Origin of the sequence: Rhizobium sp. NLR22b (assembly GCF_019685295.1) — a bacterium.
In the GTDB taxonomy this organism is placed as follows: Bacteria; Pseudomonadota; Alphaproteobacteria; order Rhizobiales; family Rhizobiaceae; genus Rhizobium.
The window spans coordinates 22,513-48,848 of the sequence record NZ_JABDWM010000012.1 but is presented as its reverse complement, the minus strand read 5'-3'; the positions used below and the strand labels follow the sequence as shown (position 1 = coordinate 48,848).

The 26,336-nt window shown below is 61.4% G+C and carries 24 protein-coding genes and 3 pseudogenes; 16 read left to right on the top strand and 11 right to left on the bottom strand.

Translation table 11 applies throughout. The annotated features are described in order from the left end of the window. The first annotated feature begins 28 nt into the window (after positions 1–28). Positions 29–496, top strand: a complete 468-nt coding sequence (locus HJC00_RS19655) for a MarR family winged helix-turn-helix transcriptional regulator (protein WP_210631064.1) — start codon at positions 29–31, stop codon at positions 494–496. A 3-nt stretch (positions 497–499) separates the two neighbouring features. Here the strand turns inward: HJC00_RS19655 and HJC00_RS19650 are convergent, their stop codons facing one another. Further along, positions 500–1,690: a low temperature requirement protein A gene (locus HJC00_RS19650; RefSeq protein WP_221164509.1), complete on the bottom strand. Its 1,191-nt coding sequence runs from the start codon at positions 1,688–1,690 to the stop codon at positions 500–502. Positions 1,691–1,718: 28 nt separating this feature from the next. Next, positions 1,719–2,093 (bottom strand): gamma-butyrobetaine hydroxylase-like domain-containing protein, encoded by a 375-nt coding sequence (locus tag HJC00_RS19645; RefSeq protein ID WP_210631062.1) that lies wholly within the window; start codon positions 2,091–2,093, stop codon positions 1,719–1,721. Positions 2,094–2,274: 181 nt separating this feature from the next. On the opposite strand from HJC00_RS19645, the gene moaA reads away from it, so the two are divergent. Beyond that, positions 2,275–3,321 (top strand): GTP 3',8-cyclase MoaA, encoded by a 1,047-nt coding sequence (gene moaA / locus HJC00_RS19640; protein WP_221123387.1) that lies wholly within the window; start codon positions 2,275–2,277, stop codon positions 3,319–3,321. A 137-nt stretch (positions 3,322–3,458) separates the two neighbouring features. Here the strand turns inward: moaA and HJC00_RS19635 are convergent, their stop codons facing one another. Further along, positions 3,459–4,244 carry a methyltransferase domain-containing protein gene (locus HJC00_RS19635; protein ID WP_210631060.1) on the bottom strand — a complete coding sequence of 262 codons (786 nt, stop codon included), beginning with the start codon at positions 4,242–4,244 and terminating at the stop codon, positions 3,459–3,461. 115 nt (positions 4,245–4,359) lie between these two features. Here HJC00_RS19635 and HJC00_RS19630 point away from each other — a divergent pair, with 115 nt between their 5' ends. From HJC00_RS19630 to HJC00_RS19620, 3 genes are read left to right on the top strand one after another with little or no spacing between them, the layout of a single operon-like run. Beyond that, positions 4,360–5,496: an ABC transporter substrate-binding protein gene (locus tag HJC00_RS19630; protein WP_210631059.1), complete on the top strand. Its 1,137-nt coding sequence runs from the start codon at positions 4,360–4,362 to the stop codon at positions 5,494–5,496. A 6-nt stretch (positions 5,497–5,502) separates the two neighbouring features. Continuing rightward, positions 5,503–6,573, top strand: a complete 1,071-nt coding sequence (locus HJC00_RS19625; protein WP_210631058.1) for an iron ABC transporter permease — start codon at positions 5,503–5,505, stop codon at positions 6,571–6,573. Beyond that, on the top strand, positions 6,567–7,319 hold the full coding sequence (locus HJC00_RS19620; protein WP_221123388.1) for an ABC transporter ATP-binding protein: 753 nt from the start codon (positions 6,567–6,569) through the stop codon (positions 7,317–7,319). Before HJC00_RS19625 ends, HJC00_RS19620 begins: the two co-directional genes overlap by 7 nt. 50 nt (positions 7,320–7,369) lie before the next feature. Here HJC00_RS19620 and HJC00_RS19615 read toward each other — a convergent pair whose 3' ends face one another. From HJC00_RS19615 to HJC00_RS19600, 4 genes are all read right to left on the bottom strand, one after another. Beyond that, positions 7,370–8,320 carry a sugar-binding transcriptional regulator gene (locus HJC00_RS19615; protein ID WP_210631056.1) on the bottom strand — a complete coding sequence of 317 codons (951 nt, stop codon included), beginning with the start codon at positions 8,318–8,320 and terminating at the stop codon, positions 7,370–7,372. Positions 8,321–8,341: 21 nt separating this feature from the next. Further along, positions 8,342–9,808 (bottom strand): FGGY family carbohydrate kinase, encoded by a 1,467-nt coding sequence (locus HJC00_RS19610; protein ID WP_221164508.1) that lies wholly within the window; start codon positions 9,806–9,808, stop codon positions 8,342–8,344. 66 nt (positions 9,809–9,874) lie between these two features. Beyond that, entirely contained in the window at positions 9,875–10,831 is a 957-nt protein-coding gene (locus HJC00_RS19605; protein ID WP_221164507.1) for a transketolase family protein, read from the bottom strand. Then, on the bottom strand, positions 10,831–11,640 hold the full coding sequence (locus tag HJC00_RS19600) for a transketolase (RefSeq protein WP_221123389.1): 810 nt from the start codon (positions 11,638–11,640) through the stop codon (positions 10,831–10,833). Before HJC00_RS19600 ends, HJC00_RS19605 begins: the two co-directional genes overlap by 1 nt. A gap of 211 nt (positions 11,641–11,851) precedes the next feature. On the opposite strand from HJC00_RS19600, the gene HJC00_RS19595 reads away from it, so the two are divergent. From HJC00_RS19595 to HJC00_RS19570, 6 genes are all read left to right on the top strand, one after another. Then, complete coding sequence (locus HJC00_RS19595; protein ID WP_097612907.1) at positions 11,852–12,832, top strand: ABC transporter permease; 981 nt, start codon at positions 11,852–11,854, stop codon at positions 12,830–12,832. Between the two features lie 116 nt (positions 12,833–12,948). Then, a complete protein-coding gene (locus HJC00_RS19590; protein WP_003540275.1) occupies positions 12,949–13,878 on the top strand; it encodes a sugar ABC transporter substrate-binding protein in 930 nt (309 codons plus the stop codon). A 26-nt stretch (positions 13,879–13,904) separates the two neighbouring features. Continuing rightward, the gene (locus tag HJC00_RS19585) at positions 13,905–15,383 is read left to right on the top strand and encodes a sugar ABC transporter ATP-binding protein (protein ID WP_210631052.1); all 1,479 of its coding nucleotides are present in this window, start codon (positions 13,905–13,907) and stop codon (positions 15,381–15,383) included. Between the two features lie 125 nt (positions 15,384–15,508). Beyond that, positions 15,509–16,297 carry an SDR family oxidoreductase gene (locus HJC00_RS19580; protein WP_221164506.1) on the top strand — a complete coding sequence of 263 codons (789 nt, stop codon included), beginning with the start codon at positions 15,509–15,511 and terminating at the stop codon, positions 16,295–16,297. A 26-nt stretch (positions 16,298–16,323) separates the two neighbouring features. Beyond that, positions 16,324–16,488, top strand: coding sequence for a hypothetical protein (locus HJC00_RS19575; RefSeq protein WP_221164541.1), 165 nt, complete (start codon positions 16,324–16,326; stop codon positions 16,486–16,488). After that, positions 16,475–17,257 (top strand): glucose 1-dehydrogenase, encoded by a 783-nt coding sequence (locus HJC00_RS19570; protein WP_210631050.1) that lies wholly within the window; start codon positions 16,475–16,477, stop codon positions 17,255–17,257. Before HJC00_RS19575 ends, HJC00_RS19570 begins: the two co-directional genes overlap by 14 nt. A 288-nt stretch (positions 17,258–17,545) precedes the next feature. Here HJC00_RS19570 and HJC00_RS19565 read toward each other — a convergent pair whose 3' ends face one another. Continuing rightward, on the bottom strand, positions 17,546–18,313 hold the full coding sequence (locus HJC00_RS19565; protein WP_210631049.1) for an SDR family oxidoreductase: 768 nt from the start codon (positions 18,311–18,313) through the stop codon (positions 17,546–17,548). A gap of 315 nt (positions 18,314–18,628) precedes the next feature. Between HJC00_RS19565 and HJC00_RS19560 the strand changes: the two genes are divergently transcribed. Genes HJC00_RS19560 through mobB form a run of 3 tightly spaced genes read left to right on the top strand, consistent with a single transcriptional unit; the run spans position 18,629 to position 20,694 of the window. Further along, positions 18,629–19,537 (top strand): DMT family transporter, encoded by a 909-nt coding sequence (locus tag HJC00_RS19560; RefSeq protein WP_210631048.1) that lies wholly within the window; start codon positions 18,629–18,631, stop codon positions 19,535–19,537. 9 nt (positions 19,538–19,546) lie between these two features. Then, positions 19,547–20,176, top strand: a complete 630-nt coding sequence (mobA, locus tag HJC00_RS19555; RefSeq protein WP_221164505.1) for a molybdenum cofactor guanylyltransferase MobA — start codon at positions 19,547–19,549, stop codon at positions 20,174–20,176. Continuing rightward, positions 20,173–20,694 carry a molybdopterin-guanine dinucleotide biosynthesis protein B gene (gene mobB, locus HJC00_RS19550; protein ID WP_221164504.1) on the top strand — a complete coding sequence of 174 codons (522 nt, stop codon included), beginning with the start codon at positions 20,173–20,175 and terminating at the stop codon, positions 20,692–20,694. Before mobA ends, mobB begins: the two co-directional genes overlap by 4 nt. On the opposite strand, the gene HJC00_RS19545 is transcribed toward mobB, so the two are convergent. The 3 genes and pseudogenes from HJC00_RS19545 to HJC00_RS19535 all read right to left on the bottom strand — a co-directional run bounded on the left by HJC00_RS19545 (position 20,626) and on the right by HJC00_RS19535 (position 25,319). Next, positions 20,626–22,791 carry a hybrid sensor histidine kinase/response regulator gene (locus HJC00_RS19545; protein WP_221155838.1) on the bottom strand — a complete coding sequence of 722 codons (2,166 nt, stop codon included), beginning with the start codon at positions 22,789–22,791 and terminating at the stop codon, positions 20,626–20,628. The genes mobB and HJC00_RS19545 overlap by 69 nt on opposite strands. After that, a complete protein-coding gene (locus HJC00_RS19540) occupies positions 22,766–24,277 on the bottom strand; it encodes an ATPase domain-containing protein (protein ID WP_221164503.1) in 1,512 nt (503 codons plus the stop codon). The genes HJC00_RS19545 and HJC00_RS19540 overlap by 26 nt, the downstream gene beginning before the upstream one ends. 150 nt (positions 24,278–24,427) lie before the next feature. Further along, positions 24,428–25,319, bottom strand: a pseudogene (locus HJC00_RS19535) (LysR family transcriptional regulator). Between the two features lie 147 nt (positions 25,320–25,466). Here HJC00_RS19535 and HJC00_RS19530 point away from each other — a divergent pair. Next, positions 25,467–25,890: pseudogene (locus HJC00_RS19530) on the top strand (cupin domain-containing protein). Further along, positions 25,877–26,230 (top strand): annotated as a pseudogene (locus HJC00_RS19525) (aldo/keto reductase); the annotation flags it as partial. The pseudogenes HJC00_RS19530 and HJC00_RS19525, both read left to right, overlap by 14 nt. Positions 26,231–26,336 lie beyond the last annotated feature (106 nt).

Genomic DNA, 26,336 nt, shown 5'->3' with positions numbered 1-26,336 from the left:
GTTCAACACTGAACAATAAAGTACAACGATGAACAAAAATCAATCCCTTCCCTGGGATCATCCGCGTTTTCGCAGCTGGATTGCGGTGGCGCGCGCCTGTCAGCTCATGCAACAGTCCCTGGCGCGCTCGCTTGCCGATCTCGACATCAAGCCGCCGCATCTCGATATCCTCGTGAATCTCTACCGTTTCGAGGCCATCTCGCAGCAGGAACTGGCGCGCAAGCTCCTCGTCGGCCGCTCCAATATGAGCATGCTCTTACCGCAGATGGAAAGGCGCGGGCTGATCGAGCGGCGCGGCGACGAGCGTGACAAGCGGGTGCTGCGCCTTTATCTCACCGGAGAAGGCCGCAAAGTAACCGAGGCAGCGATGGCGATCCAGACCGATCTCATCGAGCGCACGCTCTCCGACGAGCCGATCGAGCAATGCACGGCGACCGCCACCTCGATGGAGCGCATCATCGCCGTGCTGCTGAAAGATCTGCGCGATGACGGGTGATGATCAATGCAGCGACGGTGCCGTCGACGCGCCGCTCAGCGATCGGTACTCCCAGGCGGCGACGATGATCAGCACCAGCGTCGCCAGAATGCCCAGCAGATAGATCTCGATGAAGGGGGCCACGAAGGCCAGCAGGACCACAAGCACGAGGCCGGCAAGATGCGACAGCGGTATCTGACCGCTAGTCGCGCCCTTGAACCAGAGATTGCCGACGAGGAACAGGCCGGAGCCGCCGAGCACCGCCGCGGCGACGCCGAAATCGCCCGTCTCGTGCGGATGCGAGAACATGAATTCGACCGCCACCGCATGCACGATGATGCCGGCCAGAATCGGAATATGCCCATAGGTGAAGGCCTGCCGGGCCAAGGCACCCGGCGTTTCCTCATGCTCAATGCGATGAGCTGCGCGCCCGTGGCCGAAGCGGAAATAGAGCCACCACATGGTGACGGTGCCAACGAAGCCGGTGACGAAGACGATGCTCGTCAGTCCTGAGATCGGCAACTCGGAAAAGGTACGGCCGGAAACGAGGATCGCTTCGCCGAGGCAGATAATAACGAAGAGCGCGCAGCGCTCGGCCATGTGCGCGCCGGACACGTCCCAGTCGCTTGGAACCGAACGGCCGAGCCCCGGCACTGCAAAGCCTGCGGCTGGCCCGGCATATTCAATAGCAAGCGCAATCATCCAGACAATCAACCTGGCTTCATGCTCGAGCAAGCCACCGGCGATCCAGAAGCCGCCGGCCGCCGCTAGCCAGCTTGTGATGCGCACGAAATTCAGCGTATTGGCCCGGTCGACGCGGGTCATCGCGTAGGTCGTAAACAATGAGCGTCCGACCTGCATCGCCGCATAGGCCCCGGCAAAGAGCAATCCCTTGGCTCCGAAGGCCTCGGGGATGGAGGCGGAAAGCACCAGCCCGAGCATCATCAGCACCACCAGCATGCCACGCACCGGCATCCTGTCGGGATCGAGCCAATTCGTCACCCAGGCGGTGAAGATCCACACCCACCAGACGGCGAAGGTCATCAGCGCCGCTTCGACGGCGCCGAGCGGCGTATAATGAGCGGCGAGCGCATGCGAAAGCTGCGAGATCGAAAAGACGAAGACCAGGTCGAAGAACAGTTCAAGGAAGGTCACCTTGCTGCCGGCGGCGCTGCCCTTGGCGCGCAGCCAGTTCTTCCTATTCGCTTTCGCCATGTGTCCCCCGGTGGCCATGTATTGAAATTCAGCGCGGCTTTTCCGCCGTGTCGCGGTTCATGCCCTTTTCCCGAAGCTCGTCCTCATAGGCCGAAAACAGCTCTGCCCCCCGTTCGCCCAGTTCGCGCAGGTAGGTCCAGGTGTAGATGCCGGTATCGTGCATGTCGTCGAAACCGATTCGAACCGCATAATTGCCGGTCGGCGTCATCGAGATGATCGCGACATTGCGTTTGCCCGGCACCGTCACCTTCTGTCCCGGCCCGTGGCCCTGCACCTCGGCAGACGGTGACAGAACGCGCAGGAGTTCGGCCGAAAGATCGAATCTCTGGCCGTCGTTGAAGGTCACTACCAGCCGCTGCCGGTCCTTTGAAACGCGAAGTTCGCTCGGCCAGATATCGTTCATCTCTACCACCCTCTTTCCCTTGGAGAAGTAGGCGTTCGGCTTTTTCGAGGCAAGCGCAAATTAGCGTGTGCGAAATCCGTTTCCCTTGACGGGGCAATCACATATGCACAAATAGAAACATGTCGCTTGAAAACGGCCGGGGTTCGGCTTGGCGCGCTACAATCGCGCCGCGGAGGAATTGGTGAATACGAGAGTGGGAACGATAGGCAGCGCATCGCCGCTCAAGGCAGATGCACATCCGATGATCGATCCTTTCGGCCGGACGGTCACCTATCTCCGCGTCTCCGTCACGGACCGCTGCGACTTCCGCTGCACCTATTGCATGGCGGAGAATATGACCTTTCTGCCGAAGAAGGATCTCTTGACGCTCGAAGAGCTCGACCGTCTCTGTTCCGCCTTCATCGCCAAGGGTGTCAGCAAGATCAGGCTGACCGGCGGCGAGCCGCTGGTGCGCAAGAACATCATGTATCTGGTGCGCAAGCTCGGCGAAAAAATCGGTTCCGGCCTCGACGAACTGACGCTGACGACCAACGGCTCGCAGCTTTCCCGCCATGCCGCTGAACTTTATGATTGCGGCGTGCGCCGCATCAACGTCTCGCTCGATACGCTCGATCCCGACAAATTCCGTAAGATCACCCGCTGGGGCGATTTCGACAAAGTCATGGAAGGCATCGACGCGGCGCAGAAAGCCGGTCTGAAGATCAAGCTCAATGCCGTGGCGCTGAAGAATTTTAACGATGCCGAGGTTCCCGATCTCTTGCGCTTCGCCCATGGCCGCGGCATGGACCTCACCGTCATCGAAACCATGCCGATGGGCGAGATCGAAGAGGACCGCACCGATCAATACCTGCCGCTCTCCGAGCTGCGCGCCGATCTCGAACGTCAGTTCACGCTAACTGACATAGATTACCAGACCGGCGGCCCGGCGCGTTACGCCAGGGTTGCCGAGACCGGCGGCCGTCTCGGCTTCATCACACCGATGACCCATAATTTCTGCGAAAGCTGCAACCGCGTCCGGCTCACCTGCACCGGCACGCTCTATATGTGCCTCGGCCAGAACGACGCCGCGGATCTCCGCGCCGCACTCCGCGCCACCGAAGACGACGCCCTCCTCCACGCCGCCATCGACGAAGCCATCACCCGCAAGCCCAAAGGCCACGACTTCATTATCGACCGGACTCATAATCGTCCCGCTGTGGCCCGGCATATGAGTGTCACTGGCGGGTGATGTTTGACGAGAAAGCCCATCCACCCTCATTCCTGTGCCTGTCACAGGAATCCAATGCGCCCAAGTCCTTGGGCGCGAGAGAGTCCCTTCCTGTGATAGGGGTCATTCACTGCTGGCGGCGCTCAGCGCCCTCCCCATCACCCAGGCTTACGCGCACAAATCGCAAACCGCTCCTGCATCATCCGCTCCAGCCCGCGCAGGAACGGCATCTTGCGCGCCTGCGCCCAATGAATATCGCCAAGCTTGCGGTCGACCACAATCTCCACGAAGCCGGCCTTGCTGAGAAGATCGACGATCGCTTCGGCCGGCATCTCGTGGGAAAAGTGCACGCGGGAGCGGATACTCTGGTGCCGTGCCATCATCTCCGGTGACATGTGGCTTGCCGCCGGTTTGCCCGTCACCTTTGTCCAAAACTTCTGCAGGCTCTTCACCCAGGTTTCCCGGCCCATATTGCCGTCGACGATCAGCACCTTGCCGCCCGGCTTCAGCACTGAAAACCATTCCTTGAAGGCCGAAGCCGGGTCCACCAGCGTCCAGACGAGATGGCGGTTGGTGATGGCGTCGTAGCTATCCTTCGGCTCCATGGTGTTTTCAGCGTCGCCGGAGACGAAGCGGATATCGGTACCGCGCTTCTTCGCCTTGGCGCGCGCCTGCGCCAGCATCGCATCCGACCAGTCGAGCCCCGTCACCTTGAAGCCGGCATCATTCATCAGATGCGAAATGACGGCCGTGCCGCAGGCAAGGTCGAGCGCCGCGCGCCCCTGCCCCTCGCCGAGATGCTTTCGGATCAGCCGCCGCCAGCCCTTCCGTTCCGCTTCGGAAAAGATTTCATGGCCGACGCTTTGATCGAAGGTCGCCGCTCTTTCCGACCAGAAATCGCGGATTTCATCGCGGATCGTGTAGTTCGTGTTCATGGAATTCATCGCAGGCACCCCCGGGTCGTATCAGTTTGGAAATGCTCTAAAACATATAACTTGATTCACAAAGTCATATTTCTTATGCCTGCGGACATTATTCAGACGTCAGGGGAATTTCCAGATGAATTTCGTGAAAATGCTCGCAGTTTCCGCAGCTGCGATTGCCGGCTTGATGCCGCTTTCGGCGCCCGCCCAGTCCTTTACCATCAAGGATGTGGCTGGCCGCGAAGTCAGCTTCGACAAGCCTGTCGAACGTGTGATCCTTGGAGAAGGCCGCATGCTCTACGCCGTCGCGCCGATCGAGAAGGAAGATCCCTTCGCCAAGATCGTCGGCTGGCGCAACGATCTCTGGACCACCGACAAGGACGGCTTCACCGCCTATGTCGAGAAGTTTCCCAAGGGCAAGGACCTGCCCTTCCTCGGGAACCTGACTGACGGCACGCTGCAGACCGAAGCGGTCGTCAAGCTTCACCCGGACGTGCTGCTTCTGCCGATCGGCAACAAGACGGCGGCTGACGAAGTGAAGCTCGAGGAGATGCTCTCCGGCATCGGAGTGAAGATCGTCTACATCGATTTCCGCGAGCATATTCTCGCCAACACCGAGCCGAGCCTGAAGATTCTCGGCAAGCTCTTCGGCCATGAGGACCGTGCCGAGGCTGTCGCCAGCTTCTGGAAGGAACAGATGGCGCGCGTCACCGACAGGCTGAAGGCGGCCAATCCGCCGAAGCCTGGTGTTTTCATGTATCGCGCCGCCGGCCTGGTGGAATGCTGCGGCACATTCGGCCCGGATAATTTCGGCCTGATGGTCGATTTGGCCGGCGGCCACAATCTCGGCTCCGATTTCCTGCCCGGTTATACCGGCTCCATCAATGCCGAACAGGTCGTCGCCTCCAATCCCGAGGTCATCGTCGTCACCGGCTCCAACTGGAGCCAGACCAAGAATGCCAAGGATTATGTCAATGTCGGCCCGAATGCCACAGCCACCATCGGCGACAGCCGCAAGGCGCTGATCACGCTGATGGAAAACCCCGCTTTCACCGGCTCCAGGGCGGTGGCCGGCGGCAATGTTCATGCGATCTGGCACCAGTTCTATACCAGCCCCTACCAGTTCGTCGCCGTCCAGCAACTGGCCAAATGGCTCCACCCGAACCTCTTTGCCGATCTCGATCCCGATGCCACCTTCAAGGAATTCCACGAAAAATTCCTGCCGGTCGCCTATCAGCCGGGTTACTGGCTCGACGCCAGGATCGGACAGTAAATCGCTATGGCCGAGATTGCCGCACATTCGATCGACGTGGAAGCAGGGAGGGAGCGCTACCGCGCTCTCGCCCGGCGCAAGCTGCTGATCCTTTTCGCCATGACGGCAGCGCTCTGCCTGTCCTTCGCCGTCGATCTCGCCTGGGGGCCGGCTCGCTACAGTCTCGGCGACGTCGTCTCCGCCCTCCTCGACCCCGCCTCCGTTTCCGATCAGATCCGCGCCGTCGTCTGGGGCATCCGCATGCCGGTTGCCATCATGGCGATCGTCGTCGGCGCGTCGCTCTCCGTCGCCGGCGCGCAGATGCAGACGATCCTCGCCAATCCGCTCGCCAGCCCGTTCACCTTGGGCATTTCGGCGGCGGCAAGCTTCGGCGCGGCCCTGGCGATCGTCACCAGCGTTCCGCTTCTGCCCGTTGCTGCCGGCCTGCTGGTGCCGGTCAATGCCTTCATCATGGCGCTGATCGCCACGCTGTTCATACATTTCGTCTCGCAGGCCCGCGGGGTCTCGGTACAGACGGTGGTGCTGCTCGGCATCGCCCTGGTCTTCACCTTCAATGCCGCCCTCGCCTTCCTGCAATATCTCGCTTCCGAACAGGCACTGTCGGCGGTCGTCTTCTGGACGATGGGCAGCCTCACTAAGGCGACGTGGCCGAAGATCTGGGTGACGCTCGCCGTACTGCTGGCTGCCCTTCCGCTCTTTGCCCGCAATGCCTGGGCGCTGACCGCCATCCGCCTCGGCGAGGACAAGGCCGCAAGCTTCGGCGTCAATGTCCGCCGCATCCGGCTGGAAACCATGCTCGTCGTCTCGCTGCTTGCCGCCGTGCCGGTCAGCTTCGTCGGCACCATCGGCTTCGTCGGCCTCGTCGGACCGCACATCGCCCGCATGATCCTCGGCGAGGACCAGCGCTTCTTCCTGCCGGGCTCGATCCTTTCGGGCGCACTGTTGCTGTCGCTGACCTCGATCGTCTCGAAATCGATCATCCCAGGCGTCGTCTTCCCGATCGGCATCATCACCGCACTCGTCGGCGTGCCCTTCTTCTTTTCGCTCATCCTCTCGAACAGGAGCCGATCATGGTAGCGCTTCATTTGCAGTCGGTCGGCGCCTATCACGGCCGCAAGCTTTTCGTCGAAGATGTGACGACGCCGGTGATGACATCGGGCGAGTTGATCGCGGTGATCGGCCCGAACGCCGCCGGCAAGTCGACGCTCTTCAAGCGCATCACCGGCCTGCTCAAGGGCCCGGGCCGTGTCGTCGTCGAAGGCTCAAAGGCGAAAAACGCCATCAGCTACATGCCGCAGGATACCTCCGCCAATGCGGTGCTGACCGTCTACGAATCCATCCTGCTCGCCCGCAAGCAGGGCCAGTCCTGGGCCGTCGGCGATGGCGACCTGCGCTTCATCGACGAGATCATGGCAGCGCTCGATATCACTTTGCTCGCCTTCCGCGATCTCGGCGCGCTCTCCGGCGGCCAGCGCCAGCTCGTCTCGATCGCCCAGGCGCTGGTGCGCGAGCCCGAAATCATGCTGATGGACGAACCCACAAGCGCCCTCGACCTGCACCGCCAGATCGAAGTCCTCGATTTCATGCGCCGCCGGGCGCGTGCCAAAGGCATGCTCGTCCTGATCGCCATCCACGACCTCAACCAGGCGCTGCGCTTCGCCGACAAGGTGATGGTCATCGCCAACGGCCGCATGCGCGCCTGCGGCGCGCCGAGAGATGTGGTCACTGCGGAGATGCTGCGGGAGATTTACATGGTCAAAGCCCGGATCGAGAAATGCTCGCTGGACCACGATCATGTCATCGTCGATGGGACGGCGCATTGACTCAGGGGAGCGAAGCCTTGAAGGACGAGGCGGGCCTTCCCCCTACCCCATCAATCGGTCAGTCGCTGCGCGGTAAACTTGTCAGTCACAAGCATATCGATCACCCCGACGCGCAGCGCGCCGGCGATCGCCTCGGTCTTCTTGGCGCCACCGGCAAGGGCAATGACCCGGTCCACCCGTTCGAGATCCTCGAGCGGAAGCCCTATCACCCGATCATCAAGCGGTGTCTTGACCGGCTTGCCGTTCCTATCGAAGAAGCGAAGCGAAATATCGCCCACGGCTCCCGCTTCCGCGAGATCGGAGAGTTCGCGGGCCGAAAAAATGTTGCCGGAACGCGCAAGAAGTTCGGATGGTTCGACGGCGCCGATGCCGACGATCGCAAGCGTTATGCTGCCGAAGAGGTCCATCGTCTCGCGGACGTACGGATCGGACTGCATCAGAAGTTTTGCCTCCCTTGACGTCGTCACGCCCTGCACGGGAAGCAGTTTCGGCTCGGCCCCGGTCAGCCGTGCAAGCCGCGTGGTCAGCTGCGTCGCATGCGTCTGCACCGAAGGATCTCCCATGCCTCCAAGGGTCTGGACGACGTATTTCGCCTGGGCGCTTTTCTGAGGATGAATGTTCTCGACCATCTTGAAAATGGTCTGGCTCCAGCTCGAAACGCCGATGATCTCACCCGGCGCAAGCGTCACCTCCAGGAGATGAGCCGCTGCCTCGCCGATACGGGCCATGATGGCGCCGTCCCGATCTTCCGTGCACTCGACGACGATCGCCTCCGGCAGATCGTATTTCTCGCGAAGCGCCGCCTCGAGCTCGCTATAGGTGCCGACGGGAGGGATCACACTGGTTCTGACGATATCTTCAGCCTCGGCGCGCTTCAGCATGCGCGACACCGTCGCCTGCGACAAGCGAAGGTGCTCCGCGATCTCCGCCTGTCGCCGTCCCTCGATATGGTACATCTGGGCGACCCTTGAAATGAGGCGGAGTTCGTTGAGGCGAGTCATCGCTAATCCCAGATTGAATTTTTATTCACCTTTAGCCTTTGTTTCGCGGAACGTCGAGCGGACGAGCGCATCATTCCAGCGATCGAGAAGTCCCGCCCGATCGAGGGATTGCGGCTCGATAATCTCGGTGTTTCGCGGCAGCTCCGCGACAATCTGAAGATCGCCCCACAGACCGAGTGACAGCCCCGCCAAATAGGCCGCGCCCAACGCCGACGCCTCGGGTGCCTCGCATTGGATCACCGGATGTTCGATAAGGTTGGCGACGCACTGCATCAGGAAGCGGTTCCGGCTCGGGCCGCCATCCACATAGAGCGCGCCAAGCGCGCCGCCGCTCTGCGTCCGCATGGCCGCGATCACGTCATGCACCTGCAGGGCGATGGAGTCGGTCACCGACCGGGCCATTTGCGCGCGTGTCGTATTGAAGTTGATCTGGGAGAACAGGGCTCGGGCGTCGGCATTCCAGTAAGGCGCCCCCAGTCCCACGAATGCCGGCACGAAGCCAGGCCCGCCCGGCTCGGCGCTCGCTGCAAGTTCGACGAGCGCCGCCACATCCGCAAGGCCGAGAATATCGGCCATCCAGGGAAGACTGGCGGCACAAACGAGAATATTGCCTTCGAAGGCGAAAGTCGGCCTCCCCCCGATACGCCACGCGACGGTTGTTGTCACGCCGTTACGCGGGGGAATGAAGTGCGGAAGCGTCGTCATGACCGACGAGCCGGTCCCGAAGGTCACCTTGCCGTCGCCCGGCTTGAATGCCCCATGACCGAACAGGGCGGCGTGGCTGTCTCCGATCGCGGCCATGATGGGGGTGCCGTCCGGCACACCCGGCAACCCTTGCGTTCTGCCGAAATCGGCCGAGCTGTCGAGCACCTCGGGCAGCAGCGCGATATCGACGCCGAAAATCTCGCCGAGTTCCTCGCTCCATCTCTGCTCCTTCAGATCGAACAACTGGCTCCTGGCGGCATTCGACGCGTCGCAGGCATGCCGGCGCCCGCCCGTCAGGCAGTGGACGAGCCAGCTGTCGATCGTTCCCAGCCGCACCGATCGCCCGGCCGGAACCCGGTCGAGCAGCCAGCGGAATTTCGAACCTGGGAACATCGCATCCAAGGGCAGGCCGGTGAGCGCCTGCACCCGGTCAAGCTGGCCTTCGGCAATCAGACGTTCGCAATCCTGCGCCGTTCGGCGGCACTGCCAGCTGACCACCGGCCCAAGAGCCTCTCCGGTATCGGCGTCCCAGGCAGTGACGGACTCGCGCTGGTTGGAAACGGCCACGGCCTCGATCGTCACATCGCGACCGGCCGTCAGGCAGGCGTCGACCGCCTCGCAGACCGAGGCGTAGAGCCGGTGTGGGTCTTGTTCGACCCAGCCCGGCTTCGGATAGGAGATGCCGACCGGCGCCGAACCTCTGCCGACGATTTCTCCGTTCTCGGAAACCAGAACCGCCTTCGAATTGGTCGTGCCCTGGTCGATTGCCAGAATTGTCCGCATTCTATCCTCCCCGGATCAAGTGACGGCCGAAACGGCAAAAACGTTTCGGCCGGTCGCTGGATCCTATTACTTGCGCTTGATCAGCGCCTGCGCGGCATCGGCGATTGCGAAAGGCGCCATCCCGAATTCGTCGAGCAGGAATTCTGCCGATCCGGTCGGGGCATAGACGCCGGGAACGCCGAGACGCTTCATCGGCACCGGCGCATTGTCGACCACCACTTCGGCGACGGCGGAGCCGAGCCCGCCAAAGATCGAATGCTCTTCGGCTGTGACGATCGCTCCGGTCTCCCTGGCAGCAGTGATGATAGCCTCCTCATCGATGGGACGAACCGTTGCAAGGTTGAGCACTCTGGCATTGATGCCGCGCTCAGCGAGGATTTCGGCCGCCTTGAGAATGCGATGGGTCAAAGTGCCGTTGGCGATCAGGGTGACGTTGGAACCCCGGCGAAGGAGATTTGCCTTGCCAAGTTCGAACTTATGGCCTTCCGGAAGCAGGTCGGGCACGCCGACCCGTGACAGACGCAGGAAACAAGGCCCGTCATAGGTCGCGGCCCAGGCAACGGCAGCAGCGGTTTCGATGCGGTCACAAGGCGCAATGACCGGAAGATTGGGCAGGACCCGTGTCCAGGCGAAATCTTCGATCGAGTGATGGGTCGGGCCGAGCTCGCCATAGGCCATGCCGGAGGAGATGCCGACCAGCTTGACGTTGGCGTTCGAGTAGGAAATGTCGGCCTTGATCTGCTCGAGCGACCGCCCGGTGAGAAATGGAGCGGCGGCGCAGACGAACGGAAGCCGTCCGCCATTGGCGAGCCCTGCGCCGACGCCGACCATATTCTGCTCTGCGATGCCGACATTGACGAGGCGTTCGGGAAATTTGGACTTGAAGCCGCCGAGCTTGGACGAACCGACAGAGTCGTTGCAGACGGCAACGATCGTTTCGTTTTCAGCGGCCAGCCGCTCAAGCGTGGCGGCGAATGCGTCGCGGCAATCATAGAGCTTGGGAGGGTTGATTGGCGCGTTCATTACAGTGCCTCCGACAATTCTGCCAATGCGATTTCGTATTGTTCTTTGCTCGGCACCTTGTGGTGCCAGTCAACCCGGTCCTGCATGAACGAGATTCCATGGCCCTTGTTGGTATGGGCGACAATACAATGCGGTCTCGCCCCCCGGTGTTCGAGAGCAGGAACGATTTCGCTCATCGTGTTGCCGTTGATCTCGGTGACTTCCCAATCGAAGGCTTCAAGCTTCGGACGAAGCGGCGCGAGATCGTTGGTTTCGGCCAGCGCCGCGCCCTGCTGGAACCTGTTGTGGTCGATGACCAGCGTCAAGTTGTCGAGCTTGAACTGGGCTGCCGCCATGATCGCTTCCCAGTTGGAGCCTTCCTGCATCTCGCCGTCACCGGTGACAACGTAGGTGTGAAATTTCGCACCCGAGAGCTTGGCCGCTTTCGCCATTCCGACTGCGACCGGGAGACCGTGGCCGAGCGGGCCGGTATTCGTTTCGACGCCCGGAACCTTGTTGCAGTTCGGATGTCCGTTCAGCCTCGAATGCGGCTGCAGGAAGGTGGAAATCTCCTCCTCCGGGATGAAACCGCGTTTTGCGAGTGTCACATAGAGGGCGCATGCCGTATGTCCCTTTGAGAGAACGAACCTGTCGCGGTCGGGATGTCTCGGCTGATCTGGCCAGACTTTCAGCACCCGAAAATAGAGCGCCGTCAAAATGTCGATCACTGACATTTCCCCGCCAATATGGCCGGCGCCCGCTTCAAAGACCGCCTGAAGATCGCGCAATCGGATCTCGCGGGCGATGCGCTCAAGTTCTGTCGTATCCATCGATTCCTCGCGTGCATAAATATTCACTAATCAATATTTTTGCACAAGACTCTGATTAGTCAACCCCCTTGTACCAAGTACCACAGACATCCACCCGACGAAATCCTGTTGACAGCTGGAAAGCAAGTTGTTAATGAATTTTCCAGCAGGAGTGAATAATTATTCTAGCCTGAACAAATATCGGATACAGGCCTACGCAGAGGGAGGAGCAATGGTGGCGCTCGATATCAATGAACACAGGCTTTCGTCCGGTGCGTGGTTGAGCAAGCTCAAGGGAGCGACCGGCCCACTCGTCGGGCTGCTCGTGCTGTGCGTCTTTCTGAGCGTCAGCACAGACACGTTTCTCTCGGTTCGAAACGGCCTCAACATCCTCGACCAGATCACCGTTCTCGGCATCATGGCGGTCGGAATGACCTTCGTCATCCTGATCGGCGGCATCGATCTCTCCGTCGGCTCGGCACTCGCTTTGGCGATGATGGTCATGGGCTGGACTGCCAACGTCGCCGGCCTGCCGCTGCCGGTCGGGATCGCCTTTGCGCTGATCGCCTCGGCGGTATCGGGCCTGATCGTCGGACTGCTGGTGACGCAATTCAGGGTTCCGGCCTTTATCGCCACTCTGGCAATGATGTCGGCCGCCCGCGGCGTTGCAAACATGATCACCGATGGCCAGCAGATCGTCGGCTTCCCCGACTGGTTCATGATGCTGGCGATCGATCGCCATTTCGGCGTCATGACAGCCACGGTCTTTCTGATGCTGGCGGTGGTTCTTGCGGCCTGGCTTTTCCTGCACTTTCGGTCCGAAGGCCGGATGCTCTATGCGGTGGGCGGCAACGCCGAAGTCGCGCGCCTCGCCGGCATCAACGTTCCGCTGGTGACGATCGGCGTCTATGTCATGAGTGCCGTCCTTGCGGGGCTTGCCGGCGTCGTGCTCGCCGCCCGGCTGGATTCCGTCCAGCCGTCCAGTGGTCTGGGCTATGAGCTGGACACCATCGCTGCGGTCGTCATTGGCGGCACTTCGCTCTCCGGCGGCGCCGGCGGCATCGGCGGAACGCTGATCGGCGTTCTGATCATCGGTGTCCTGCGCAACGGTCTCAACCTTCTCAACGTCTCACCGTTTCTTCAGCAAGTGATCATCGGAATCGTCATCGTGCTTGCGGTCGGCGCGGAGACCATTCGGCGGCGTCGCGCCTGACGAGCGGGGTCCGCCGCGTTGGCGGACCCGGAATTCCGCCCCGGGCTTCGGGACGGATCAATACCCCGAGGGGGAGGACATACCCGAGGGTTCCATCAAACAACGGAGGAAATACAATGAAAATAGCGCGCACCATGCTCGCGTCTGCTGCACTGCTCGGCCTCATGCTTGGCCCCGTACACGCGGCGGAACTGAAGAAGCTCGGCCTCGCCGTTGCCAACCTTCAGGCAAACTTCTTCAACCAGATCAAGCAATCGGTCGAGGCCGAAGCCAAGAAGCGCGGCATCGAAGTCATCACGGTCGACGCAAAGGGCGACGGGCCGACACAGGTCAACCAGATCCAGGATCTTCTGACCCAGAAAATCGACGCTCTGATCTACATTCCGGCCGGTGCGGCGGCTGCGACCGTTCCGGTCAAGCTCGCAAAGAGCGCCGGCATCCCGGTCGTAAACGTTGACCGCAACGCCGAGGGAGCACCGGGCGATACATTCCTTGCGACGGACTCCGTCGCCTCTGCCAAGGCCGTCTGCGACTACATTCTGAAGGAAGCCGGCGGCAAGGGTAAGATGGTCATCATCCATGGCCAGAAGGGCACGACGCCGGAAGTTGATCGCTCGAAGGGCTGCGCTGAATCCCTGAAGGCATATCCTGATGTCAAGGTCGTCGCCGAGCAGTTCTCCAACATCTGGAGCCAGGACGAAGGCTTCCAGATCATGCAGAATATGCTGCAGGCAAATCCGGACGTTTCGATCGTGTTCGCACAGGCTGACGGTCTCGCCCTTGGCGCCGCCCAGGCGATCAAGGTCGCCAATCCGTCGCAGAAGATCGTGGTCGGCGGCTTCGATGGCGACACCGCAGCGCTCGAAGCCCTCAGCAAAGGTGTCTTCAACGTGACTGCGACGCAGCAGACGCAGAAGATGGGCCGCGATGCGGTTGAAAATGCCGCCAAGCTTGTCGCCGGAGAAAAGGTGCCGCCGGTCCAGCTCCTGGATGCCACGCTGACAACCAAGGAAAACGTGGCAGGCTTCATCGCCAACCATCCCTGATAAAGTAGGTCTTGAGGAGGTGTGCCGTGACTGATCCCGTTCTTTCCCTGAGGGGCATATCCAAGTGGTATGGGCCGCTCCAAGTTCTGAAGGATGTCAGCTTGGACGTCTATCCGGGCGAAGTGGTTGCACTTCTCGGTGAAAACGGAGCGGGCAAGTCGACGCTGTCGGGCATCATTGCCGGATCCCGCACGCCCTCCGAAGGATCGATGACATGGCTGGGGCAACCTTATGCCCCGGCCACCCCGAGGGAAGCGATCGACAAGGGCGTTGTCCTGATCCACCAGGAGCTGCAGCTTCTGCCGCAGCTGTCGATCGCAGAAAACGTCTTCATCGGACGCTGGCCGATGAAGAACGGCGCCGTCGACCGTGCCCAGATGGTTCGCCGGGCCCAAGACCAGCTCGCCCGCTTGAACCTTCACATACCCGCGACGCGGACGGTCGCCGGCCTCTCCACCGCAAATCAGCAACTTATCGAGATCGCCAAGGCGCTGGCTCTCAACGCAAAGCTGCTGATCCTCGATGAGCCGACAGCCGCCCTTGGCGGCGCAGAGACGGAAGCTCTGTTCGAACAGGTTCGCAAGCTTCGCTCGGAAGGCGTCGGCATCGTCTATATTTCCCACCGCATGGAAGAGATCAAGCAGATCACCGACCGCATCGTCGTTCTTCGTGACGGCGAGCGCGTGCAGGAATTCTCCGACAGCGCGACCCCGGTGCGAACGATCGTTGAGAGCATGGTCGGACGCCCGCTCGACCGCTTGTTCCCCACCCTGCCCGTTCCGACAGATCGTCCGGTGCTTCAAGTCTCCGGGTTGAGCTCGCCGGACGACTCCTTCCGTAACGTCACCTTCGAGGTGCGGGCCGGTGAAATTCTCGGCATCGCCGGCTTGGTCGGCGCCGGCCGCACCGAACTGGTGCGCGCAATTTCGGGCGCCGATCCGATCAGTGCCGGTTCGATCAAGCTGGAAGGCGAGGAACTCAGGCTGCGCGACCCGGCGGACGCGATCGCCAAGGGGATCGTGATGGTTCCGGAAGACCGCAAGGAGCAAGGCCTGATTGTCGGGCACCGGATCAGCGAGAACATTATCTACGCCAATCTCGACAAGCTGGGCGGTGGCTGGATCACACCGCGCCTCAAGCGCTCCTTTGCGGAAAAGGCGGTGGCCAAGTTCGGCGTCAAGGGCCGTGCCGAGCAATACGCCTCGGACCTTTCAGGCGGCAACCAACAGAAGGTCGTGATCGCCAAGTGGCTCATGCGCGATCCCAAGGTCGTCGTGCTTGACGAACCGACCAGAGGCATCGATGTCGGCGCTCGCGCCGGCATTTACGACATCATCGTCAATCTTGCCAAACAGGGCGTGGCGGTCATCGTCGTAAGCTCGGACCTCGAGGAAGTTCTCGGCGTCTCCAATCGCATTCTCGTGCTTGCACAAGGCAAGCAGGCGGGGATCCTCAATCGTGACCAGGCCAATGACGTTTCGGTCATGGAACTGGCTACCATCTAAAGCAATTCCAGCAAAAGTGTGCAGCGGTTTTGCGTTAGGAACTGTGTGAAAAAAAAAGATATAGAGCTTTTTCGAGATTCGAAGAAAAACGGAAATGCTCTGAACAGACAGAGAAAGGAAGAGCGGTGTCCGACATCACTCTGAACGCCCCTAAGCTTTTCGATCTCAGCGGTCAGGTTGCCATCGTTACCGGCGCCGGGAGCGGCATTGGGCAGCGAATTGCTATCGGCCTTGCGCAATGCGGCGCCGACGTGGCTCTGCTGGACCGCCGGACCGATGACGGACTGGCCAGGACGGCTGAAAATATCCGCGCTGCCGGCTGCCGCTCGATCCAGATCGCGGCTGACGTTACCAACAAATCCTCCCTTGCAGATTCGGTCGCACGCACCGAAGCCGATCTCGGCGCTCTGACGCTTGCCGTCAATGCTGCCGGCATCGCCAACGCCAACCCGGCGGAAGAGATGGAGGAAGATCAATATCAGACGCTGATGGATATCAACCTCAAGGGCATATTCCTGTCCTGCCAGGCCGAGGCCCGTGCCATGTTGAAGAATGGACGCGGCTCCATCGTCAACATCGCCTCCATGTCCGGTGTGATCGTCAACCGCGGCCTGAGCCAGGCGCATTACAACGCCTCCAAGGCGGGCGTCATCCACATGTCGAAATCCCTGGCGATGGAATGGGTCGACCGCGGCATTCGCGTCAACACAATCTCCCCCGGATACACGGCAACGCCGATGAACACCCGTCCGGAAATGGTCCACCAGACCAAGCTCTTCGAAGAGCAGACGCCAATGCAGCGCATGGCAACGGTCGACGAGATGGTGGGTCCGGCGGTGTTCCTGCTGTCGAATGCAGCAAGTTTTGTAACCGGCGTCGATCTTCTCGTCGACGGCGGTTTCTGCTGCTGGTGATGCGATCAGAAGCCGGCAGTTGGAATATGAACGGTCTCGCTCCCTCCCTGGCTGAGATCGAGGCGCTGAAGGGACTAACGGGCATGATGACGTGCAATATCGTCGTCTGCCCGCCCTTCACGCCGGACAGCCGCTGCCGCGCCCATTTGCCGTCTATTGAAGGATGCGAGGAAAGCCATGAAACGCTTTGAGCAAAAGACTGTCGTCATTACCGGGGGCAGCCGCGGTATCGGCGCCGCGATCGCCAGGCGCTTTGCGCGCGAAGGCGCCAATCTCGTCGTCTCGGCCAATGAAGATCTGGTCCACGGTGTCGCCGAGCACATCAGAACCGAAGGCGGTAAGGCGATCTCTTTCGTGGGCGATGTCACCGACAAGGCGAGCGTCGTAGCGCTCTACGATGCGGCCGAAAAGGAATTCGGCACTGTCGACGTCTCGATCCAGAATGCCGGCGTCATCACCATCGCCCGTGTCGAGGACCTGACCGAAAATGAGTGGGACAAGGTCATGGCCGTCAACACCAAGGGCGTCTTCCTCTGCGCCCAGGAGGCCATTGCAAGAATGCGCAAGCAAAAGCGCGGCGGCCGCATTATCAACACCGCCTCCGGCCAGGCCCGCGACGGCTTCATCTACACCCCGCATTACGCCGCCTCGAAAATGGGCGTCGTCGGCATCACCCAGAGCCTGGCCAAGGAAGTCGCGACCGAAAACATCACCGTCAACGCCTTCTGCCCCGGCATCATTGAAACCGATATGTGGGCCTATAATGACCAGGCTTGGGGCAAACTGCTCGGCAACTATGCCCCCGGCGAACTGATGAAGGAATGGGTCGAAGGCATCCCGATGAAACGCGCCGGCTCCGGCGAGGACGTCGCCGGCCTGGTCACTTTCCTCGCCAGCGACGACGCCGCCTACATCACCGGCCAGACGATCAATGTCGACGGCGGGTTGATTATGTCTTAGGTGGCCTTGGGGCGGCATTGAAGCAGCCACTGCCTTTGGCTTCCCGCTCAAGGCGTCGTCGCTGACGCTCCTCACCCCCCTCATCCGCCCTACGGGCATCTTCTCTCCGCTGGGGCGAAGGGGGAGCAACACACGGTGGCCACACCTATCGCGACGTCTCAAATGGAGCGAGGCGCCGCCGCGATTCGGCTTCTCCCCAGCGGGGAGAAGATGCCGGCAGGCAGATGAGGGGGCGCACGGCACATGGCACATCTTTCATTGCCTGGGCAAAATGCCCCCTCACCCATCCTACGTCCGGCTGATCGAAACCCCACCATCCGCCAGCATCGCCGTCCCCGTCACGAAGCTCGACAGATCCGACGCCAGGAACAACGCCGCATTGGCGATCTCTTCAGGCTGCGCCATGCGCTTCAGCGCATGCAATCCTTCGACGAAGGCGAGCAGATCAGGCGTTGCATCCGGTGCATTGGTGATGCTGGCGGGCGTATCGGTGCCGCCGGGAAGGAGGGCATTGACGCGGATATTCTGCTGCCCGAGTTCGGCGGCGAGCACCTGCACGAGGCCGATCAGCCCCGCCTTGCTCGCCGCATAGGCGGCCATGCCGGGCATGCCGGCAGTGTGGCCGACGAAGGTGGAGGTGAAGATCAACGAACCGCCACCCTCACCCATCGCCGCCGACTGGTGCTTCGCGCCGAGGAAAGCGGCGGTGAGATTGGTCTCGATCGTCTCGCGCCAGCCCTCCAGCGACAATCCGGCAACCGGCCCCATCTCGCCGAGACCGCCGGCATTGTTGAAGGCGATGTCGAGCCCGCCGAAGCGCGAGACCGCCATGTCGGTAAGCCTTGCCTGCAGCACCTCGTCCCTGACATCGCCGGCAACGGCGACGGCTTCTCCACCCTCCGCTTCGATTTCGGCGACAACGGCGTCGAGTGCATCCTGCCGCCGGCCGTTGATCACCAGCTTCGCACCTTCCCGTGCAAAGACCTTGGCAGCCGCGCGGCCGATGCCCGAGCTTGCGCCGGTGACGATTGCGGTTTTTCCGTTCAGAAGTGTCATGTCGGTTCTCCTCGATTGTTGAGGCATCCCAGATCTCAGACATTCGGCGCTGCAGCCACCCGGTTCCTGCGCGCAACAACAAAGGCCCCGATGGCATATCGTCTCGGTCAGATCAGTTTCGTCGGGATCGCCGCATCGACATGCCGGTTTCACCAGACAAAACCGCCGCTTGCTGTAGTTTCCACATAAGCGCCTGCCGTTACGTCAGCAGCGTTGTGCAGCGCACCATCGATTTATCCCAGGTGTGACATTCATCCGATTCCCTTCATGTATCTTCCCGACTAAGAAAGGGCGCACAGGTAAGGGAATCTCTTCATGCCGCGGTCACGCAATACTGAGGGCGCCATTTATATGAGCATGGCGATGGCCGGCTTTTCCGCGAGCGATGCCCTCTCCAAATCGGTGGTCGCCTATATGAATGCCGGCGAGATCATGTTCCTGCGCGGCCTCTTCACCAGCCTGCTCGTCTATCTGATCGCCAGGAAAATGGGCGCTCTGCGCTCCTGGCGTGTCGTGCTGCAGCCGGTTATCATCCTGCGCATCATCTGTGAGATGTTGTCCGCCGTCACCTATATCACCGCACTCGGCATGATGCCGATCGCCAATGCCTCGGCGATCCTGCAATCGCTGCCGCTGGTCGTCACCTTCGGTGCGGCGCTCTTCTTCCGCGAGCCCGTCGGCTGGCGGCGCTGGTCGGCGATAACAGTCGGTCTTGTCGGCGTCATGATCATCATCCGCCCCGGACCGGAAGGATTCACCGCTGCCGCCCTGCTCTGCGTCGGCGCGGTACTGACGACGGCCGGCCGCGATCTCGCTACCCGCTCCATCGATCCGAAGATTCCCTCGCTGATGATCACCGTCATCACCGCGACCTCCATCTCCTTTTTCGGCGCGCTTCTCATTCCCGTGCTTGGCAGTTGGCAGTCGGTCAGCGCGACCTCCCTTGGACATCTCCTGCTTGCCTCGGTGCTGGTGCTCGTCGGTTACCAGTCGGTGATCCTCGCCATGCGCACCGGGGAAATTTCCTTCGTCGCGCCCTTCCGCTATACCAGCCTGATCTTCTCCTCGCTGCTCGGCTTTTTCTTCTTCGCCGAAGTACCTGACAACTGGACGCTCCTCGGTGCCGCAATCGTCATCGCTTCCGGCCTCTATACGTTCTATCGTGAAGCCAAGCGCCGCGTGCCTCCGATCGCGCAGGAATCGGCGCCGCGCTCACCGGTTTGAGGCAGGATGATGACTGAATTCCCGCTCGACAGATCCGATATAGCAGGCGTCGTGCTGGCCGGCGGCCGCTCGCAACGCATGGGTCGCGACAAGGCGGAGGTGATGCTCGGAACCGAGAGCCTGCTTCGCCATGTACTGCTCCGTCTCTCGCAGCAGGTCATCTCCGTTGCCGTTAACGCCGACGCAGTCGCCGATGACGTGCCGGTGGTTCCCGACCGCATTCCTGGCAAGGCCGGGCCGATGGCCGGCATCCACGCGGCCATAGTCTACGGCGCCGGCCTTCCCGCGATTACCCATGTCGTCACCGTCTCGGTGGATTGCCCGTTCTTTCCCACCGATCTCGTCGCCCGCCTGGCCGCAGCCCTGGCGCGGCCGTCGCAGATCGCCATTGCCGCCTCCGAGGGCCGCTATCATCCCGTCTTCGGTCTCTGGCCGGTGACACTGGCAGCCGATCTGGAAGCCTGGATCGCTACCGACGAGAAACGCCGCGTGCGCGACTTCCTGTTGCGGCATGACGTTACGGAAGTGGACTTTCCGCTGCATCCGACCCGCGCCAGCCTGCTCGACCCCTTCTTCAACATCAACACGCCTGACGATCTCATCGAGGCGCAACGCTGGCTGGAGGCCCTGCGCACATGACCGCACCGAAAATCTTCGGCATTGCCGGCTGGAAGAACTCGGGCAAGACAGGACTTGCCGTCCGGCTGGTGACGGAGTTCACCCGCCGCGGCTACCGGATCTCGACGATCAAGCATGCGCATCATGATTTCGACATCGACAGAGTCGGAGCCGACAGCTACCGCCACCGCCAGGCCGGCGCCCACGAGGTCACCATCGTCTCCGGCACGCGTTATGCCATCATGCATGAGCTGCGCGGCGCGCCCGAACCCGCGTTCGAGGAGATTCTCGCGCGTCTCGCCCCCTGCGATCTCGTGCTGATCGAAGGCTACAAGCGCGAGCCGATCCCGAAGATCGAGGCTCGCCGCCTGGAGGCCGCCAATCGTGAAGCGTTGGCGCCGAGCGATCCCAATATCTGCGCCATCGCCGCCGATCATGCCGTCGGGGATACGGCCCTGCCCGTCTTCGATCTAGACGATACGGGCGCCATCGCCGATTTCATCGCAGCGGTCGTCGGCCTTGGCCGGGCGAGGCCCTGAAGCACCGGCGCCGCTGCCACATCTGAGACCCGGCGCCGCTTCGCCTGTCACCGCCTTGCTGATTTCCTTGGCAAGCTGCGCCTGATTATAGGGCTTTCCCAATCTCGGAAGATCGATATCGGTGCCGGCGGGTAGATCGGCATAGCCAGTTGCCAGCACGATTGGCAGCGCTGGCAGGATGTCCCGCGCGGCTTCAGCGAGCTGTGCGCCGGTCATACCGGGCATCGAATAATCGGTGATCATCAGATCGAAAGGCTGGCCGCTCCTGATCAGATCAAGCGCCTGCGAGCCGGAATTTGCCTCGATGACCTCGTGGCCGAGATCTTCGAGCATGTCGACCGAACTCATGGCGATCAAGGCATCATCATCGACCAGAAGGATCTTCAGTCTGGACGCGGCCTGCGGGACGGAGAGCTCCGCCTCGGCCAGCAGCACGGGGCGCCGTTCGGTCGCCGGAAGCCACAACTCGGCGGTCGTTCCCACCCCAAGCTCGCTTTTCAGAAGGAGTGCGCCATTGAGCTGAACGGCAAGTCCGTGGATCATCGATAGACCCAGACCCGTGCCCTTTCCGAGTTCCTTGGTCGAGAAGAACGGATCGACGGCCTTCTTCAGCGTCTCCGCGTCCATGCCGGTGCCGCTGTCGGCCACCGCCAAGACGAGGTAGGCCCCCTCGCCGAGATCGGCGCCATTGCCGACGACCTCTTCCTCGCGCAGCGAGATGGACAGCCTTCCCCCCTCCGGCATCGCATCGCGGGCATTGACCGCAAGGTTGAGCAGCGCCAGTTCGAGTTGGTTCGCGTCAACAAGCGCCGGCGGCAGCCCATTCGGCAGGAGGGTCTCGATGCTGACCGAGGGTCCGACCGAGCGCCGTAGCAAGTCGTTCATCCCGGAGACGAGCTCGGCCAGATCGACGGGCCTGACCTGCAGATCCTGCTGCCTGGCGAAAGCCAGCAGGCGCTGCGTCAGCGCCGCTCCCCGACGTGCACCCTGGAGCGCACCCTCCACCAGACGTGTGGCCTTGGCATCTCCCGCAACGTGCTTGCCGAGCAGCTCCAGATTTCCGAGAACTACCATCAGCAGATTGTTGAAATCATGCGCGACGCCACCAGTGAGCTGGCCGATCGCTTCCATTTTCTGGGATTGGCGAAGCTGCTCCTCGGCTCTCTCGCGCTGGGCGACTTCTTCGAGCAGTGTCTGGTGGGCGGCGTTGACCTCTCTGGTCCGCTCCCTGACGCGTTCTTCGAGGTTTTCGTTGAGACGTCTCAGATTCTCCTCGGCCGCCTTGCGGGCGGTGGTATCGGAGCAGACGCCTACGAGTTTCCTGGCGGAGCCATATTTGCCTGCATAGAGCTGCGCGTGAACCTCGGTCCAATGCAGCGATCCATCCGGCCAGATCGTCCGGTGCGCGATCGAATAGTCGCGTCCGGTGTCTATCGTCTGGCGCAGGCGCGCCTGCACGAGATCCCTGTCGCCGGGATGAATGCTTGCAATCAGCTCGTCGTACGTCACCTCCTCATCCGGCTCTCGGCCGAAGATGGCTTTGCACGTCGCCGAGACGGACAATGCCATCGACGATAGTTCGAGCTCCCACGCCCCGAGACGGCCGGCGGCGAGCGCCGTCTGCAATCGCCGCTCACTTTCGCTCAGAGCCTCGAGCCGTGCGCGCGCCTCATATTGGCGCAGGCGCCCCTTCAACGCGGTACGGGCGATGCTGATGAAGGAAGTCGCATGGAACGGCCGCTCCAGGAAGGTGACGTTGCCGAGAACCTCGGAAAGCCTGGCAGCGGATGGATTTCGCTCAGGCCCCCCGCCGCGGGTGGTGAGCACGATGAACGGCAGGTCCGACCAGCTCGGCTGGGCCGAAACCCAGGCGGCGATCGGCTTGAGGTCGCCCGAGCGAACGGCCTCTTCCGTCAGGACACCAAGCGCGATGTCATCGCTGAGCGACGACGCAAACATGGAAAGGTCGGCGGCGGCGATCGAGGCCAGTCCGGCCTCGTCGACCAGCGAAACCGCCACCCAGGCATCACGGCCGGCGGGCGTGTAGATCAATGCTTTCGGTTTGCCGGAATTAGGAATCGCCGCCATCCCCGCCATCGGTCGACAGGAGCGGCGCCGACGTTCCGATGAATTCGGGAACGCCACGAAGGACGCCTTGGAACCCGACGAGAGGATCTCCGAACGTCAGGCCGGAACTGTCGATGCGATACTCCCGGATGGTATCCTCATGAAAGCCGGTCCTCTTCTTGATCACGGAGACGGCGCGGCGCACCTTTCCGGCAGCCTCGAAATAACGCAGCAGAATGACGGTATCGGCGAGATAGGTAACGTCGACAGGTGCCTTCATGTCACCGACCAGCCCGTGCTGGGCAACGGTGAGGAAGGTGTTGGCGCCTTGCCTGTTCAAATACTGCAGCAATTCATGCATGTGAAGGATCAGTGAATTCTCATCCGGCATCGAAGCCTGATAACCGTTAATGCTGTCGATGATGACAGTTTTCGCATTCGACTTGTCGACGCAGTCCCGCACGCGGTGGGCGAATTCGCCCGGCGACAGTTCGGCGGCATCGAGCTGTTCAATATGGACCTGGCCCGCGTCCCTCATCGCTTCGAGATCCATTCCAAATGCCTTCAGCCGGGCAAAGAGCAGACTGAGCTCCTCGTCGAAAATGAAGGCCGCCGCTTTCTCGCCGCGCGCAACCGCTGCTGCCAGGAACTGAAACGAAAAAGTGCTTTTTCCTGTGCCGGCAGGACCGAGGATGAGGGTACTGGAACCTCGCTCCAGGCCGCCTCCTAAAAGAAGGTCCAGTTTCGGGATATTGCAGGAAATCCGATCGCGGAGGTAAGTCGATTTGTGTTCGGCGGCGACCAGGCGCGGAAACACCATGACGCCGCCGGTCTGGATGATGAAATCGTGATAACCGCCTCGGAAGGCCTGTCCACGATATTTAACGACCCTCAGACGGCGGCGTTCGGAGCCGTAGCTCGGCGCAAGTTCCTCGAGATGGATGACACCGTGCACGACGCTGTGCACCGTCTTGTCGAGTACGTCGGACGTTAGGTCGTCGAGCAATAGGACGGTCGCTCCCTGCCGGGCAAAATAATGTTTGAGCGCCAGGATCTGCCGGCGATAGCGGAGCGAGCTTTGCGCAAGCAGCCTGATTTCCGACAGGCTGTCGAGCACGACGCGCTGTGGCTTTACCCGCTCGAAAGCCGCGAAGATTTCCTTCGTCGTCTCGCCCAGTTCGAGATCCGACGAATAAAGCAGGCTCTGCTGCTGGTCGGAGTCCAGCAGGCTTTCTGGAGGCACGACTTCGAAGACCTCGATATTGCCGTCGATCACCATGCCATGCGACGCCGCACCCGCCCGTAATTCGCTCTCGGTTTCGGAAAGGGTGATGTAGAGCCCCTGTTCGCCAAGCCGTGCGCCTTCGATCAGAAACTGCAGCGCAATGGTGGTCTTGCCTGCTCCCGGATTTCCCTCGAGGAGGAACACATGGCCCGCCGAAAGCCCTCCCGCCAGAATTGTATCCAAACCGGACACTCCGGTCCGGGCTTTCGCGGCAGGCAGCGCAGTATTCATTCATTGTTTCCTTCATTTTCAAGTGTGAATTAGTGGGGAGTGATGGAATGTCAAATCGCCGGCACTGCAGGTTTTCACCCCCGGCAAAACGCCTCTCATAGTGTTACAGCAAGCATGGACAACCGCTTGTTGGGGACCCGAATCCGCCAACTATCCTCGATAGCGAAGCGTATCGACGATGAGAGCGAAAGCCGCCGAGGCGTGCCGGCGGCTTGGATAATAGAGATGGTAACCGGGAAACGGCGGACACCAGTCTTCGAGCACGCGCACCAGCCGCCCATTCGTTTGCGCCTGCACGGCGTCCTCCGGCAGATATGCCAGCCCTAGCCCGGCGAGCGTCGCATTCAGCCTGAGCGCGATATTGTTGAAGGTCAATTGTCCCTCGACGCGAACCTTCAACTCGTGCCCGGCCCGCTCGAATTCCCATCCATAAACACTGCCATAGGTCGGCAGGCGGAGATTGATGCAATTGTGCTCGGTAAGATTCTGCGGCGTCAGCGGTTTTGGGCGCCCTTCGAAATAGGCGGGGGCACCAACCACGGCCATGCGCATGTCCGGACCGATGCGCACTGCAATCATGTCTTTCGCCACCTGCTCCCCCAACCGCACGCCCGCATCGTAGCGTTCCGCGACAATGTCGGTCAGGCCGTAATCGACGATGATCTCGACATTGATATCGGGATAATCAGGTAGGAGCCTTTCCAGGGGCGGGCCAGAGGATGGCATCCGCCGCATGTTCGCCGGCGTTGATGCGGATACTGCCGGCCGGCTTCTCCCGAAATGCGCTCAGGGCGGCAAGCTCGAACTCGATCTCGTCGAGCCGCGGACCAATGGTGAGAAGCAGCCTTTCACCGGCCTCCGTCGGCGAGACGCTGCGCGTCGTACGTGTCAGCAATCGCAAACCAAGCCGCTCCTCAAGCCCCCGGATAGTATGGCTGAGCGCCGACTGCGACACACCCAGCCTCGCCGCCGCCTTCGTGAAACTCTGTGCGCGGGCAACGGCAAGGAAGACGATCAGATCATTGACGGCAGGACGCGGCATTCATGAAACTTTCTCATAGGTCCTTGCCATGACTACCATCTAATCGCCACCAAAGGCACGCGCTAAATATCGGTCATCGCAGGACGAAGACATGCGCCACGGGGTGGACGAACCGTTCCACAAGCTCAGACACAGGAAAGGACGATGATGGAAATCAAGCGAAGCGGCTCGCAGCCTTCAGCCAAGGGACCGGCGGACTGGTTCACCGGCACGGTGCGCCTCGATCCTCTCTTTCAGCTGACCCACCCGGCACGCGCGGCTGGCGCCAGTGTCACTTTCGAGCCCGGCGCGCGGACCGCCTGGCACACCCATCCTCTCGGTCAGACGCTGATCGTCACATCCGGCTGCGGCCGCGTGCAGCGCGAAGGAAGGGCCAATCGAGGAGATCGGCGTTGGCGACGTCGTCTGGTTCTCCCCCGGTGAACGCCATTGGCATGGTGCATCGCCGACGACGGCAATGACCCATATCGCCATCCAGGAACAGCTCGATGGCAAGGTCGTCGACTGGATGGAGCATGTCACCGACAGTGAGTATCAGGCTTGGAAGGCAAACGGCTATGGAGAAGCGTGAACTTGGAAGGAGCGGTCTCGAAGTCTCGGGGATCGGTCTCTGCTGCATGGGGCTGAAGTATTTATGGCCCGGGGAAAGACATTCAGGAAGCGGTCGCGCTGATCCGGAAGGCGTTCGAACGCGGCGTGACCTTCTTCGATACTGCCGAGGCCTAGGGACCCTATAGCCACGAAGAGCTTTAGGAGAGGCGCTTGCTCTCTTCCGCAGCGAGGTGGTGATCGCCACGAAATTCGGCTTCGACTTCGATGCCAATGGCGGCCAGGGTGGGATGAACAGCCGGCCGGAACAGATCCGCGCGGTTACCGATCAGGCGCTGAAGCGTCTGAAGACCGATGTCATCGCCGAGGATCTCGCCGATATCGAAAGCGCGCTCGCCACCATCAAGGTGGAAGGTGACCGGTATCCCGCGCATCTGCAGGCAAGGGTCAACCGCTCAAAAGAAAAAC

Bases quoted from the DNA above. Each gene is read 5' to 3' on its own strand.
- HJC00_RS19540 (WP_221164503.1), bottom strand. From the start codon at position 24,277: ATGAATACTGCGCTGCCTGCCGCGAAAGCCCGGACCGGAGTGTCCGGT.
- mobA (WP_221164505.1), top strand. From the start codon at position 19,547: ATGACTGAATTCCCGCTCGACAGATCCGATATAGCAGGCGTCGTGCTG.
- HJC00_RS19615 (WP_210631056.1), bottom strand. From the start codon at position 8,320: ATGACTCGCCTCAACGAACTCCGCCTCATTTCAAGGGTCGCCCAGATG.
- HJC00_RS19600 (WP_221123389.1), bottom strand. From the start codon at position 11,640: ATGGATACGACAGAACTTGAGCGCATCGCCCGCGAGATCCGATTGCGC.
- HJC00_RS19625 (WP_210631058.1), top strand. From the start codon at position 5,503: ATGGCCGAGATTGCCGCACATTCGATCGACGTGGAAGCAGGGAGGGAG.
- HJC00_RS19645 (WP_210631062.1), bottom strand. From the start codon at position 2,093: ATGAACGATATCTGGCCGAGCGAACTTCGCGTTTCAAAGGACCGGCAG.
- HJC00_RS19590 (WP_003540275.1), top strand. From the start codon at position 12,949: ATGAAAATAGCGCGCACCATGCTCGCGTCTGCTGCACTGCTCGGCCTC.
- HJC00_RS19595 (WP_097612907.1), top strand. From the start codon at position 11,852: ATGGTGGCGCTCGATATCAATGAACACAGGCTTTCGTCCGGTGCGTGG.
- HJC00_RS19560 (WP_210631048.1), top strand. From the start codon at position 18,629: ATGCCGCGGTCACGCAATACTGAGGGCGCCATTTATATGAGCATGGCG.
- HJC00_RS19630 (WP_210631059.1), top strand. From the start codon at position 4,360: ATGAATTTCGTGAAAATGCTCGCAGTTTCCGCAGCTGCGATTGCCGGC.
- HJC00_RS19650 (WP_221164509.1), bottom strand. From the start codon at position 1,690: ATGGCGAAAGCGAATAGGAAGAACTGGCTGCGCGCCAAGGGCAGCGCC.
- HJC00_RS19620 (WP_221123388.1), top strand. From the start codon at position 6,567: ATGGTAGCGCTTCATTTGCAGTCGGTCGGCGCCTATCACGGCCGCAAG.
- HJC00_RS19565 (WP_210631049.1), bottom strand. From the start codon at position 18,313: ATGACACTTCTGAACGGAAAAACCGCAATCGTCACCGGCGCAAGCTCG.
- HJC00_RS19635 (WP_210631060.1), bottom strand. From the start codon at position 4,244: ATGAATTCCATGAACACGAACTACACGATCCGCGATGAAATCCGCGAT.
- HJC00_RS19655 (WP_210631064.1), top strand. From the start codon at position 29: ATGAACAAAAATCAATCCCTTCCCTGGGATCATCCGCGTTTTCGCAGC.
- HJC00_RS19575 (WP_221164541.1), top strand. From the start codon at position 16,324: ATGAACGGTCTCGCTCCCTCCCTGGCTGAGATCGAGGCGCTGAAGGGA.
- mobB (WP_221164504.1), top strand. From the start codon at position 20,173: ATGACCGCACCGAAAATCTTCGGCATTGCCGGCTGGAAGAACTCGGGC.
- HJC00_RS19545 (WP_221155838.1), bottom strand. From the start codon at position 22,791: ATGGCGGGGATGGCGGCGATTCCTAATTCCGGCAAACCGAAAGCATTG.
- HJC00_RS19610 (WP_221164508.1), bottom strand. From the start codon at position 9,808: ATGCGGACAATTCTGGCAATCGACCAGGGCACGACCAATTCGAAGGCG.
- HJC00_RS19605 (WP_221164507.1), bottom strand. From the start codon at position 10,831: ATGAACGCGCCAATCAACCCTCCCAAGCTCTATGATTGCCGCGACGCA.
- HJC00_RS19570 (WP_210631050.1), top strand. From the start codon at position 16,475: ATGAAACGCTTTGAGCAAAAGACTGTCGTCATTACCGGGGGCAGCCGC.